Genomic DNA, 12,644 nt, shown 5'->3' with positions numbered 1-12,644 from the left:
TTCCGCCGGATGAATCACCAGAAGGGTTCGGACGAACATGAGTACTGCACAGGACCGGATCCCGCTGTCGCTCAACCAGGAGTTCCTGTGCATGTGGGACCAGGGCGACGAGGCGGGTCCGTTCGGCCCGAAGTACAACATCATCTTCGGCGTGCGGATCGACGGTGCCGTCGACGAGGGCGTGCTCCAGTCCGCTTTGGACGATGTGGTGGAGCGCCACGAGGCGTTGCGCACGCTGATCATCCGCGACGAGAAGTACCAGAAGGTGCTGCCGGCGAGCCGGGTCCCGCTGACCGTGAGCGAGCTGGGCGACCTCCCCGCCGGTGACCGCCAGTTGCGGGCCGAGCAGTTCATCGGCGAGATCGAGTCCGGTTCTTACGGCGCGGTGGAGCTGCCGCTGATCCGGGCCTTCCTCGGCCGGTTCGACGCGAACGACGCGGTGCTCGTGCTGATCGTGCACCACACCGCGGCCGACGAGTGGTCGATGCCGCTGATCATGCGCGACCTCGCCGCGCTCTACGCCGGCCGGCTGGAGAACCGCCCGCACGGGCTTCCCGAGGCCCGGCAGTACCCCGAGTACTCGGTGTGGGAGAAGGAGAAGCTGACCTCCGAGTCGGCCGCGAAGTCGCGCGAGTTCTGGGCCAAGGAGCTGGAAGGCGCGCAGATCCTGCCGCTGAAGACGCACTTCGCGCGCTCGGAAGGCCGCGACAAGACCACCTCGTGGCACCGGTTCTCCATCGCCGAGGACCTCGGCGCGGCGCTGCTGAGCACCGCGAAGACCACCCGCAGCTCGCCGTTCATGGTGCTGCTCGCGGCGTACAACGCCTTCCTGCACAAGCTGACCGGCGAAACCGACGTGGTGGTGATGACCTTCACCTCCGGTCGTGGCGAGGCCGCCTTCCACGACACCGTCGGCGCCTTCTTCAACTACCTCCCGCTGCGCACGGACCTCAGCGGCTGCGAAACCTTCCGCGACGTGGTGAACCGCACCCGGCGCACCTGCCTGCGCGCGTACGCGCAGGACATCCCGTTCGGCGAGATCGCCGCGCAGGCACCGCAGCTGATGGGGCCCGGCATGGCCGACGACGGCGCGCCCTGCGCCTTCCAGGTGTTCCGCTCACCGTTCGCCGCGACCGGTGACGCGGGCGGGTTCACCTACACCGAAATCCGACGGCGCCTGCTGCCGCAGGCCGCCGGCGGGGACATCCCGGACGGCTCGATGTGGCACATCGACATGGAGTTCGAGGGTGAGATGGCAGGCACCCTCGGCTTCAACACCAATCTGTACGACGCGGACGGCATGCGTGAGCTGGCCGCGAACTTCCTCGGCACGCTGAAGAACACCGTCGGCGCGCCGGACACCCCGCTGGACCAGATCTAGCCGACGAACAACCGGAGGATGGGCGATGACGAGCAACCTGGACCTCGAGCAGGCGGTCGGGAAGATCTGGAAGGAGGTGCTGCGCGTGCCCGACGGCAAGTCCGAGGCCACCTTCTTCGACCTCAACGGCGACTCGATCACCGCGGTGCGCCTGGTCTCCCGGATCGAGGACGAGATCGGTGTGGAGATCGAGGTCGGTGACATCTTCGAGGAGGACCCCTCACTGGCCGTGCTGGTGAAGGACGTCACGGCGAAGGCGGCGGCCCGGTGAGCGGTCTGGTCCGCGTCCGGTCCGGCCACAGCCTCGACGACGTCGAAGAGATCCTCGAGCGCGATGGCGCGATCATCGTCGAGGACTTCGCCGACGACATCACCCGCGAGGCGCTGCTGGCCGACTTCCGGCCGGCTCTGGAGGCACAGGGCTACGGCGAGGACTGGTACAACGGCACTCGCACGCGCCGGGTGTCCTCGCTGTTCGGGCGCACCAAGGAACTGACGCCGATCGTGACGCACCCGCTGTACCTCGGGGCGGCGCGGCGGATCATGCAGAAGCCGGTGCCGATCTGGCTGGGCCGGTCGCGGGTCGAGATGACGCCGACCATCCAGATCAGCGGCACGCAGCTGATCGAGATCCATCCGGGGCAGGGCAAGCAGCCGCTGCACCGCGACGACGCGCTGCACCTGCGGCGGCACCCCGGCCCGACGAGCCGGGTGCAGATCATGGTCGCGCTGAGCGAGTTCACCGCGGAGAACGGTGGCACGCTGGTGATCCCGGGGAGTCATCACTGGGACGACGAGCGGCCGCCGCTGGCCGGTGAGGCGATTCCGACGGAGATGCCGCCTGGCGGGGCGTTGATCTGGCTGGGCGGGGTTTATCACGGTGGTGGGAAGAACGTGGCTGATTCTCCCCGGACCGGGATGACGATCGCGCTGGATCTGGGGAATCTGCGGCAGGAGGAGAACCAGTATCTGGCGGTGCCTCGCGAGATGGTGCTGGCGTATCCGGAGGAGGTGCGGCGGTTGCTGGGGTATGACCGGTGTCCGCCGGGGTTGGGGTGGTACGAGATGGAGGATCCTTACTCTATGCTCGAGGCTTCGGAGTAGGGCCACCCCGGTTCTTCAGTGTGACTACGGCGAAGACCCCGATGTCAAGGCGGGAAAGATGCCTTGACATCGGGGTCTTCGCCGTGTTTTTGGCTGTGGAACCGGGGCATGAGAGTGCCGTGGATGTGGCTTTCACGGCGGAAATCGCGGTGAAAGCCACATACACGGCAATGGATCTCTCAGGCGGCCGGCTTGAGGATCACCGGTAGCGAGCGGTGGCCGTTCATGATGAAGGTGGGCAGCGGCTGCAGGTCCGAGCGCGGCACGGCCAGGTCCAGGTCCGGGAAGCGAGAGAACAAAGTGGACAGTCCGATGGTGGCGACCGCGCGGGCGATCCCGGCGCCCAGGCAGAAGTGCGGGCCGAGGCCGAAGGAGAGGTGTTCCTTGTCCTCGCGGGTGATGTCGAAGACGTCGGCGCTGTCACCGTGCACCGCGGGGTCGCGGCCGATGGCGCTGTAGTTCACCAGGAGGGCGTCGCCCTTGGGGATGGTGACGCCGTCCAGTTCGATGTCCTCGACGGCGTAGCGCAGCGGCAGGTGGGCCAGCGGCGACTCCACGCGCAGCGTCTCGTCGATCACCGCATCCCAGTCCAACTGCCCGCTGGTGACCAGGTCGAGCTGGTCGCGGTGGGTCAGCAGCGCGGTGATCGCGTTGTCGAAGAAGTTGATCGTGGTCTCCGAACCGGCACCGAGAATGGCGAAGATGGTGTCGGTCAGCTCGTCCTCGGACAGCCGCGTGCCGTCCTCGTCGCGGGAGGCGATCAGGTCGCTGGTGATGTCCTCACCGGGGTTCGCGCGCTTCTCCGCGATCAGCTCGGCCATCGCGCCACGCCAGCCGCCGAGAATCGCCTGAGCCTGCTCCGGGGTGACGGTGGTGTCCACCATCATGTCGATCACCTTGGCGGTGCTCTGCCGCGCCGCCTCGCCCATCCCGATCAGGTCGGCGACCAGCATCGCGGGCAGCGGGTAGGCGAAGGCCTCGCGCAGGTCGACCTGCTGCCCGGCGGGCACCTGCTCCAGCGCGCCGATCAGCATCTCGGTCAGCTCGTGGATGCGCGGCTTGATCGCCTCGGTGCGGCGGCGGGTGAACGCCTTGCCGACCAGCCGGCGCAACCGCACGTGGTCCTTGCCGTAGGCGGTCACCATGTTGTCCATGGCGATCCAGCTGATCATCTCCCAGTCTCGCGGGATCTCCCCGTTGATGAACGCGGGCCAGTGGTTGCGCGCGCTCTTGGTCACCCGCGAGTCGGTGAGCACCTTCTTGATCTCGGCGTAGCTGTTCAGCGACCACACGACCACGCCGCCGGGCAGCTCCACCTGGACCGCCGCGCCCTGCTTGCGCAGGCCGTCGGCTTCGCCGTGGATGTCCCGGCCGGTGGTGTCGAGGGCGTAGGGGCAGCGTTTCTCCATCTGATCTCTCCCGGATTTCGTGCCAAAGGCCACCGGAAAGCCGGCGGGGCTCCTCGCTGCGGATGCTACGGAGGGAAAACGTGCTGGTGAAGGCCCATTCGCGCCATTCGGAGCAATGGGGCAATCGAGAAGAGGGGCAATTCTCCGGTATTGCCGCGCAATGGCGTGAAGATTGACCGCCGGTGGCACCCGGTGATTCACTCGCGGTTCGCCTGAGCGATTCCCGGCCGGTGCGTGAAGATCGCATAGCCGATACCGGAAGAAGCTCGCTCGAGTACCGCTGACCTGCGCGAAGGCCGCGTGGCGCTGGGCACAATGGGAGAAGACGCCGCCGAACCCGCCCTGCATGCTGGAACCCGATCGTGTGAACCTCGCGGTGAGACGAAAAAGGACTGATGGGGAGTGCGGCGTGAGTGTTGAGCGGATTTCGATTGTCGGCATCGGTCTCAGCTACCCCGACGCCAGTTCTCCGGACGAGCTCTGGGAGAACGTGCTGGCGGGGCGGCGAGCATTCCGCCGGCTACCCGACGAGCGGATGAACCGCGAGGACTACTACTCGCCGGATCCCGAAGCGCCGGACCGGTTCTACGCGGAGAAGGCCGCGGTGCTGCGGGACTTCGAGTTCGACCGGGTCAAGTACAAGGTCGCGGGCAGCACCTTCCGCACCACCGACATGACGCACTGGCTGGCGCTGGACGTGGCCGCCAGGGCGCTGGCCGACGCCGGGTTCCCCGACGGCGAGGGCCTGCCCAAGCTGAGCACCGGCGTGGTGCTGGGCAACAGCCTCACCGGTGAGTTCTCCCGGGCGAACATCATGCGCCTGCGGTGGCCGTACGTCCGCCGCACGGTCGCCGCCGCGCTGGCCGAGAAGGGCTGGGGCGAAGAGGACATCGCCACCTTCCTCGGTGAGCTGGAGGTCCAGTACAAGGCGCCGTTCCCCGAGATCAACGAGGACACCCTGGCCGGTGGCCTGGCCAACACCATCGCCGGGCGCATCTGCAACTACTTCGACCTCGGCGGCGGCGGGTTCACTGTGGACGGTGCCTGCTCGTCCTCGCTGCTGTCCATCGTGACCGCGGCCAACGCGCTCGTCGAGCACGACGTGGACGTGGCGCTCGCCGGTGGCGTCGACCTCTCGATCGACCCGTTCGAGGTGATCGGCTTCGCCAAGACCGGCGCGCTGGCCACCGGCGAGATGAAGGTCTACGACGCCGACTCCAACGGGTTCTGGCCCGGCGAGGGCTCCGGCATGGTCGTGCTGATGCGCGAGGAGGACGCGATCGCCCGCGGCGCCCGCATCTACGCGACGCTGGCCGGCTGGGGCGTTTCCTCCGACGGCAAGGGCGGCATCACCCGGCCCGAAGCCGCCGGTCACCGCCTCGCCCTGACCCGCGCCTACAACCGCGCCGGGTACGGCGTCGAGAGCGTGTCCTACTTCGAGGGCCACGGCACCGGTACCGCGCTCGGCGACGAAACCGAGATCATCGCGCTGTCCGGCGCCCGCCGCGACGCCGCGCCCGACGCGGAGAAGGCCGCGCTCGGCACCATCAAGGGCAACTTCGGCCACACCAAGGCCGCGGCCGGTATCGCCGGGCTGATCAAGGCGACGCTGGCGGTCTACCACCAGGTGATCCCGCCGGGCACCGGGCAGAACGAGCCGCACCCGCTGCTCACCGCCGACGACGCCACCATGTACGTGCCGCGTGAAGCCGGGCTTTTCCCGGCGGGCAAGGAAATCCGCGCCGGTGTCTCGGCGATGGGCTTCGGTGGCATCAACTCGCACGTCACCGTCGAGCAGGGCCCGGACATCGAGCGCCGCGAGGACCTCGACGAGCGCACCCGCGCGCTGGTCACCGGCCGCCAGGACGCCGAGCTGCTGCTGCTCGACGCCGAGGACCTGACCCAGCTGCGCGACCGCGTCGCCGACCTGGTCCCGGTCGCGGCGAAGCTGTCCATGGCCGAGCTGACCGACCTGGCGGGCACGCTGGCCGGTGAGCTGTCCGGCGGCGCCGCCCGCGCCGCGATCGTGGCCACCAATCCCGAGGACGCCGCGCGCAAGCTCGACCGGCTGCGCGGCCGCCTCGACGGTGGCGAAACCACCATCTTCAGCGCTTCGGAGGGCATCTACGCGGGCAACCGCAACGCCACGCCGAAGATCGCCTACCTGTTCCCCGGCCAGGGTTCCGGCCGCGGCGCGGTCGGCGCGATCCGCCGCCGCTTCACCGCGGCCGAGGAGATCTTCACCCAGGCCGGGCTGCCCACCGACGGCGACCAGGTGGCCACCGAGGTGGCCCAGCCCAGGATCGTCACCGGCTCGCTGGCCGCGCTGCGGGTGCTGCGCGGGCTCGGCATCGAGGCCGACACCGCGGTGGGGCACAGCCTCGGTGAGCTGACCGCCCTGCACTGGGGCGGCGCGATGGACGAGCAGCAGGTGCTGCGCCTGGCCGGGATCCGCGGCAAGGTGATGGCCTCGGCCAGCGACGGCGGCGGCGCGATGGCCGGTCTGCAGGCCGAGCCCAACCAGGCCGAGCGCTTCGCCGAGGGCGAGGACGTGGTCATCGCCGGGTACAACGCCCCTCGCCAGACCGTCCTTTCCGGACCGGCCGACGCGATCGACCGGGTCTGCGAGAAGGCCCGCGCCCAGGGCGTCACCGCCACCCGCATCAACGTTTCGCACGCCTTCCACTCGCCGCTGGTCGAGCCGGCCGCGGTGGCGATGACCGAGCAGCTCGACGGTTTCGGCTTCGAGCGGCTCACCCGCCCGGTGATCTCCACGGTGACCGGCGACGTGCTGCACGCCGCCGAGAACCTGGCCGAACTGCTGCGCGACCAGATCGTGCAACCGGTCCGCTTCCGCGAGGCCGCCGCGAAGGCCGCCGAGCGCAGCGACCTGGTGGTCGAGGTCGGCCCCGGGCGCGTGCTCGCCGGGCTGTTCAGCGAAATCGCGCCGGACACCCCGGTGCTCTCGGTGGACACCGACAGCGGTTCGCTCTCGGCGGTGCTCGGCGTGGCCGGCGCGGCCTTCGCGCTCGGCGCGGCGCTGGACACCGCGGCGCTGTTCGCCGGTCGCGCGGTCCGGCCGCTGCCGCTGGACGGCGAGATGTCCTTCCTGGAAAGCCCCTGCGAGGCCGCGCCGTCGATCGACCTGGAGCTGCTCCGCAGCCAGCAGAGCGCCGAGACCAAGGCGGCCGCGGCCGCGCAGGCCGGTGCCGCCACCGAGGCCGACCCGGCCAGCAGCACCCTCGACCTGCTGCGCAAGCTCGCGGCCGAGCGGGTGGAACTGCCGCTGGAGACGGTCACCGCGGACACGCACCCGCTGGACGACCTGCACCTGTCCTCGATCACCGTCGGCCAGATCGTCAACGACGTGACCCGCGCGCTCGGCCGCCCGCCGCTGGAGGGCATGCCGAACTTCGCCACCGTCTGCCTCGGCGAGCTGGCCGAGATGATCGACGAGCTGGCCGAGACCGCGCAGCGCTCGGACAACGACGCCCCCAAGGGCGAGGTCCCCGGTGTCGCTCCCTGGGTGCGGCCGTTCGCGGTGCAGTACGTGCGGGCCCCGCGCCCCTTCGCCGACATCGGGTCCGGCGGCACCACCGCCGACTGGACGGTGTTCTCGCCGGAGGACCACCCGCTGGCCGAGCCGCTGCGCTCGGCGCTGGCCGCCGCGGGCATCGGTGACGGTGTCCTGCTCTGCCTGCCGCCGGACGCCGACGAAAGCCACGTCGGACTGTTCCTCGACGCCGGCCGCGCGGTGATGGGCGCGCCGACCGGTACCCGCTTCGTGCTGGTGCAGCAGGGACTCGGCGCCTCCGGGCTGGCCAAGACGCTGCGCCTGGAGGACCCCTCGATCCGCACCACGATCGTCGACCTGCCCGACGCCGCGGCCACCAACCCGCTGGCCGTCGAGGAGGCGATGGGCTTCGTGGTCAGCGAGGTCGCCTCGACCATCGACTTCGCCGAGGCCCGCTACGACGCCGGCGGCAACCGCTGGGTGCCGGTGCTCAAGCCGCTGCCCGCGCCGCCGGAGGACCCCGGCCCGTCGCCGCTGTCCGCCGGGGACGTGCTGCTGGTCACCGGTGGTGGCAAGGGCATCACCGCGGAGAGCGCGCTGGCCATCGCCAAGGAGTCCGGCGCGAAGCTGGCGCTGCTCGGCCGCAGCCTGCCCGAGTCCGACACCGAACTGGCCGAGAACCTGGACCGGATGACCGCGGCGGGCATCGACTTCCGCTACGAGTCCGCCGACGTCACCTCCGCGGCGCAGATCAAGGACGCGGTGGACCGGATGCAGGGCGAACTCGGTGCGGTCACGGCGATCCTGCACGGTGCCGGCCGCAACGAGCCGAGCGCGTTGTTCAGCCTCACCGAGGACACCTTCCGCAAGACCCTCTCGCCGAAGATCGACGGCCTCAAGGCGGTGCTCGCCGCGGTCGACGAGGACAAGATCAAGCTGCTGGTCACCTTCGGCAGCATCATCGGCCGCGCCGGTCTCCGCGGTGAGGCGCACTACGCCACCGCGAACGACTGGATGACCGAGCTGACCGTGCGCTTCGGCCAGGAGCACCCGAACGCCAAGGTGCTCGCGCTGGAGTGGTCGGTCTGGTCCGGGGCCGGCATGGGCGAGAAGCTCGGCGTGGTCGGCGCCCTGATGCGTGACGGCATCACGCCGATCCCCACCGAGAACGGCATCGAGATGCTGCGCCAGGTGCTGGCCGACCCGGACTCGCCGCCGGTGCTGGTGGTCTGCGGCCGGACCGGTGGCCTGGCCACCCTGCCGGTGGAGCGCCAGGAACTGCCGCTGACCCGGTTCGTCGACCGCGCGGTGGTGCACTACCCGGGCGTCGAGCTGATCACCGAGGCCGACCTGTCCGCGGGCAGCGACCCGTACCTGGCCGACCACCTGCTCGACGGTGACCTGCTCTTCCCCGCGGTGATCGGCATGGAGGCGATGACCCAGGTGGCCGCCGCGGTCACCGGGCAGAACGGCCCGCCGATGCTGGAGAACGTCGAGTTCCTGCGGCCGATCGTGGTCTCGCCGGGCGGCTCGACCACCATCCGGCTGGCCGCGCTCGCCCGCAGCGGGGAGACCGTCGACGTGGTGATCCGCAGTGAGGACACCGGGTTCAGCGCCGACCACTTCCGGGCCCGCCTGCGCTTCCCCCGCCCGGACCTGGGCGCCCAGCCGGGTGCCTTCGCCGACCTGAACAACCCGCTGCCGCCGGTCCCGGTCGACCCGATCACCGAGCTGTACGGCACGGTCCTGTTCCAGGGCAAGCGGTTCCAGAAGCTGACCGGCTACCGGCGGGCGAGCGCCCGGCACGCGGTGGCCGAGGTGTCCACCGACTCCGCCCACTCGTGGTTCGCGCCCTTCCTGCCGCAGCAGAAGCTGCTGGCCGACCCGGGCACCCGCGACACGATGATGCACGCGATCCAGTGCTGCGTCCCGGACGCGACGCTGCTGCCGCAGGGCATCGAGCGGCTGTACCTGGCCGACCCCGCCGACCAGGACGTGGAGTACGTGGTGCTCGACGCCAGGGAGCGGTCGCAGGACGGTGACACCTACGTCTACGACCTCGACATCCGCGAGCCGGGTGGCGATCTGGTGGAGCGCTGGGAAGGCCTGTCGCTGCGGGCGGTCCGCAAGCGCGACGGGGCGGGCCCGTGGACGCCGTCGATGCTGGGTTCCTACCTCGAGCGGGCGTGTGAGCGCGTGCTCGGCGGCACCCGCGCGGTGGTGGTGGAGCCCGATCCCCTCGGTGTGGACGTCGGCGCCACCCCGGAACGGCGGGCGCAGACGAAGCTGGCGCTGTCCAGGGCGATCGGCCGTCCCGCCGAGGTGCAGTACCGCCCGGACGGCAAGCCGGAGACCGACGGTTTCGAGATCTCCGCTTCGCACAGCTCGCGGCTGACCCTCGCGGTGGCCGGGTTCGGGCAGCTCACCTGCGACGTGGAAACCGTGGTCGAGCGCACCGACGAGGACTGGGCCGGCCTGCTCGGCAGTGAGCTGCTGGCGGTCCGCGACCTGCTCGCCGCCGAAACCGGCGACTCCGTGGCGGCGGCGAGCACCCGGGTGTGGAGCGCGCTGGAGTGCATCCGCAAGACCGGCGAGATGACCCAGGCGCTGACCGTGCAGCAGGTGCACCCCGACGGGTGGGCGCTGCTGTCCAGCGGCGAGGCCCGCATCGCGACCTGGGCCACCACGATCGAAGACCGGCCGGACCCCGTGGTCTTCGCGGTACTCGAGGGAGAGGAAAGCTGACCATGTCAGGCACGCCAAGCACGCCGGGCTACTACGAGATCCGCCACACGGTCGGGTTCGAGGAGACCAACCTCGTCGGGAACGTCTACTACGTCAACTACCTGCGCTGGCAGGGCCGGTGCCGGGAGATGTTCCTCAAGGAGAAGGCGCCCGCGGTGCTCGAGGACGTCCGCGACGACCTGAAGCTGTTCACGCTCAAGGTCGAGTGCGAGTTCTTCTCCGAGATCACCGCGTTCGACGAGCTGTCCATCCGGATGCGGCTGGAGGAGCTGACCCAGACCCAGATCCAGTTCAGCTTCGACTACGTCCAGATCACCGGCGGGCAGGAGAACCTGGTGGCCCGTGGCCGCCAGCGGATCGCCTGCATGCGCGGCCCGAACACGAACACCGTGCCGTCGCGGGTGCCGGAGCAGTTGCGCGAGGCGCTCGCGCCCTACGCCGAAGGTCCGAAAGCCGCGGCTGCCGTCAAGGAAACGGCGGCGGCCAGGAGCAAGGGGGTCTGACCGTGTCGGAAACCGTGCAGGCAGCGGGCGAGTCGACGGAGCAGGCCGCCCGGCCGGCTCCGGTGGCTCCGCTGAAATCGCTGTCGGTGCTGCCGTCGCAGCGCCGCAAGCGGTTGTCCACGCCGACCACGCTGCGTGAGGTCATGTCCCAGTTCGCCACCGGAATCACGGTGATCACCGCCGGTGGCGAGCGGGGGCACGGGATGACCGCCAACGCGTTCAGCTCGGTGTCGCTGGATCCGCCGATGGTGCTGTGCTGCGTGTCCCGCGCGGCCAGGATGCACGACGCGATCCTGTCGGCGAAGGCGTTCGCGGTGTCCATTCTCGGCGCCGAGCAGCAGGAGATGGCGCGGTACTTCGCCGACTGGCGGCGTCCGCGCGGGCTGGCCCAGTTCGACGCGGTCGACTGGTTCCCCGGCCCGCACACCGGTTCCCCGCTGCTGTCCGGATCGCTGGCCTGGGTCGAGTGCAATCTCGCCGAGGTCTACGAGGGCGGGGACCACTCGATCTTCCTCGGCAACGTGGTCAGCTCGAAGCGGGGCACCGGCCCGCACGCGCTGACCTTCTTCGGCGGCGACTACCACCAGGTCGGTCCGGATGTCCGCGCCACCGCCTGAGTTGCTGGTCACCGTGACGGGTGGCACCGGTTTCGCCGGTGCCCACTCGGTCGCGGCGATCGTCGCCCGCGGGCACCGCGTCCGGTTGCTGGCGCGGGACCCGGCTTCGGCCGGTCCCGCGCTGGAACCGCTGGGCGTGGACCCGGGTGCGGTCGACGTGGTGGCCGGCGACGTCACCGACGAGGCCGCGGTGGCCGCCGCGGTCCGCGGTGCCGACGCGGTGCTGCACGCGGCCGCGGTCTACTCCTTCGACAGCCGCCGGCACGCGGTGATGCGCGCGGTCAACGAACGCGGCACCGAGGTCGTGCTGGGCGCGGCGCGGCGAGCGGGCGTCGGCCGCATCGTGCACGTTTCCAGTGTCGCCGCGCTGTTCCCGTCTTCGGCGGCATTGGGGCCGGACTCGCCGGTCGGACGTCCGCGCGAGACGTACATGGCGACCAAGGCCGCCGCGGAGGTCGTCGCGCGGCGGCACCAGGCCGAAGGCGTGCCGGTGGTGATCAGTTATCCGCCGGCCATGCTCGGCCCGCATGATCCGAAGCTCGGCGACCAGAACGCCAGGCTGCGCAACGTGTTGCGCGGGCTGATGCCGTTCTGGCCGCGTGGCGGACTGCCGATGGGGGACGTCCGCGACACCGCCGAGCTGCACGCGCTCGTGGTGGAAAACCCCGGCCCCAACCGGGTTTTCGGCCCGGGGCGCGCAGTGTCCACACGCGACTACGTGGCGGCGGTGCGCGCGGTGACCGGCCGCGCGCTGCCCGCGCTGTTCCTGCCACCGGCCGCGCTGGTGCCGGTCGGCAGGCTGGCCGACCTCGCCCAGCGGTGCTGGCCGTGGCGGATCCCGGCGGAGTACGGCGCGATCTACGCCTGCGCGTGCGACGCGCGGGTCGATCCGGCCGCAACAAGATCGCTCCAGCTGAGCCCGCGGCCGCTGGCCGCGACCCTGACCGACACGGTGCGGTGGTTGCACCGCGCCGGTTTTCTGTCCGATCGGCAGGCCGGTGTGCTCGGCACGCCGGTGCCGATTCCGTTGTTAGCAGGAAGGGCTGTCCGATGAGCGCCGAATCCGTTCCCCAGCAGGCCGAGCAGGAGACCAACCAGCCGATCCCGCTGTTCGGCCGGGCCGAGCCGCCCGCCGCCGCGGACGCGCACGACGCGCCGGACCCCCGTTGGCTGAGCGGCCCGCCCTACCCCTCGGTGCCGCGGCTGGGCCGGGGACTGCGGTGGAGCGACCTGGTCGCCCAGATGGAGGCCGACCACGCCGAACGAGAGGCCAGGAGGGCGGCGTGAGCGAACGGACGGACGCCAACGCCTACGCGTTCGACCGCGGCCCGGCGGCTCCCGCCGGGCCCGCGGCGCCCGAGCGCGCCGTGG

General features: G+C 70.7%; 9 protein-coding genes. 8 read left to right on the top strand and 1 reads right to left on the bottom strand.

All coding sequences use genetic code 11. The annotated features are described in order from the left end of the window. The first annotated feature begins 37 nt into the window (after positions 1 to 37). The 3 genes from YIM_RS40630 to YIM_RS40620 are packed head-to-tail and all read left to right on the top strand — an operon-like array spanning position 38 to position 2,485. Entirely contained in the window at positions 38 to 1,381 is a 1,344-nt protein-coding gene (locus YIM_RS40630) for a condensation domain-containing protein (protein ID WP_153035417.1), read from the top strand. Positions 1,382 to 1,406: 25 nt separating this feature from the next. Beyond that, complete coding sequence (locus YIM_RS40625; RefSeq protein ID WP_153035416.1) at positions 1,407 to 1,652, top strand: phosphopantetheine-binding protein; 246 nt, start codon at positions 1,407 to 1,409, stop codon at positions 1,650 to 1,652. Beyond that, a complete protein-coding gene (locus tag YIM_RS40620; protein ID WP_153035415.1) occupies positions 1,649 to 2,485 on the top strand; it encodes a phytanoyl-CoA dioxygenase family protein in 837 nt (278 codons plus the stop codon). The genes YIM_RS40625 and YIM_RS40620 overlap by 4 nt, the downstream gene beginning before the upstream one ends. Before the next feature lie 179 nt (positions 2,486 to 2,664). Here YIM_RS40620 and YIM_RS40615 read toward each other — a convergent pair whose 3' ends face one another. After that, complete coding sequence (locus YIM_RS40615; protein ID WP_153035414.1) at positions 2,665 to 3,894, bottom strand: cytochrome P450; 1,230 nt, start codon at positions 3,892 to 3,894, stop codon at positions 2,665 to 2,667. A gap of 409 nt (positions 3,895 to 4,303) precedes the next feature. Here YIM_RS40615 and YIM_RS40610 point away from each other — a divergent pair, with 409 nt between their 5' ends. The 5 genes from YIM_RS40610 to YIM_RS40590 all read left to right on the top strand — a co-directional run bounded on the left by YIM_RS40610 (position 4,304) and on the right by YIM_RS40590 (position 12,560). Further along, positions 4,304 to 10,153 carry a type I polyketide synthase gene (locus YIM_RS40610; RefSeq protein ID WP_153035413.1) on the top strand — a complete coding sequence of 1,950 codons (5,850 nt, stop codon included), beginning with the start codon at positions 4,304 to 4,306 and terminating at the stop codon, positions 10,151 to 10,153. Between the two features lie 2 nt (positions 10,154 to 10,155). Further along, positions 10,156 to 10,656, top strand: coding sequence for a thioesterase family protein (locus tag YIM_RS40605; RefSeq protein ID WP_113696476.1), 501 nt, complete (start codon positions 10,156 to 10,158; stop codon positions 10,654 to 10,656). A 143-nt stretch (positions 10,657 to 10,799) separates the two neighbouring features. Then, complete coding sequence (locus YIM_RS40600) at positions 10,800 to 11,273, top strand: flavin reductase family protein (RefSeq protein WP_153037562.1); 474 nt, start codon at positions 10,800 to 10,802, stop codon at positions 11,271 to 11,273. After that, positions 11,254 to 12,327, top strand: a complete 1,074-nt coding sequence (locus YIM_RS40595) for an NAD-dependent epimerase/dehydratase family protein (protein WP_370468916.1) — start codon at positions 11,254 to 11,256, stop codon at positions 12,325 to 12,327. Before YIM_RS40600 ends, YIM_RS40595 begins: the two co-directional genes overlap by 20 nt. Then, positions 12,324 to 12,560, top strand: coding sequence for a DUF6222 family protein (locus YIM_RS40590; RefSeq protein WP_228004328.1), 237 nt, complete (start codon positions 12,324 to 12,326; stop codon positions 12,558 to 12,560). Before YIM_RS40595 ends, YIM_RS40590 begins: the two co-directional genes overlap by 4 nt. Positions 12,561 to 12,644 lie beyond the last annotated feature (84 nt).

This window comes from Amycolatopsis sp. YIM 10, from assembly GCF_009429145.1.
Lineage (GTDB): Bacteria > Actinomycetota > Actinomycetes > Mycobacteriales > Pseudonocardiaceae > Amycolatopsis.
This window is presented reverse-complemented; position numbering and strand designations above follow the sequence as displayed.

Excerpts from the sequence above, each read along its gene's own strand:
- YIM_RS40605 (WP_113696476.1), top strand. The coding sequence starts at position 10,156 with ATGTCAGGCACGCCAAGCACGCCGGGCTACTACGAGATCCGCCACACG.
- YIM_RS40615 (WP_153035414.1), bottom strand. The coding sequence starts at position 3,894 with ATGGAGAAACGCTGCCCCTACGCCCTCGACACCACCGGCCGGGACATC.
- YIM_RS40625 (WP_153035416.1), top strand. The coding sequence starts at position 1,407 with ATGACGAGCAACCTGGACCTCGAGCAGGCGGTCGGGAAGATCTGGAAG.
- YIM_RS40630 (WP_153035417.1), top strand. The coding sequence starts at position 38 with ATGAGTACTGCACAGGACCGGATCCCGCTGTCGCTCAACCAGGAGTTC.
- YIM_RS40600 (WP_153037562.1), top strand. The coding sequence starts at position 10,800 with ATGTCCCAGTTCGCCACCGGAATCACGGTGATCACCGCCGGTGGCGAG.
- YIM_RS40590 (WP_228004328.1), top strand. The coding sequence starts at position 12,324 with ATGAGCGCCGAATCCGTTCCCCAGCAGGCCGAGCAGGAGACCAACCAG.
- YIM_RS40595 (WP_370468916.1), top strand. The coding sequence starts at position 11,254 with ATGTCCGCGCCACCGCCTGAGTTGCTGGTCACCGTGACGGGTGGCACC.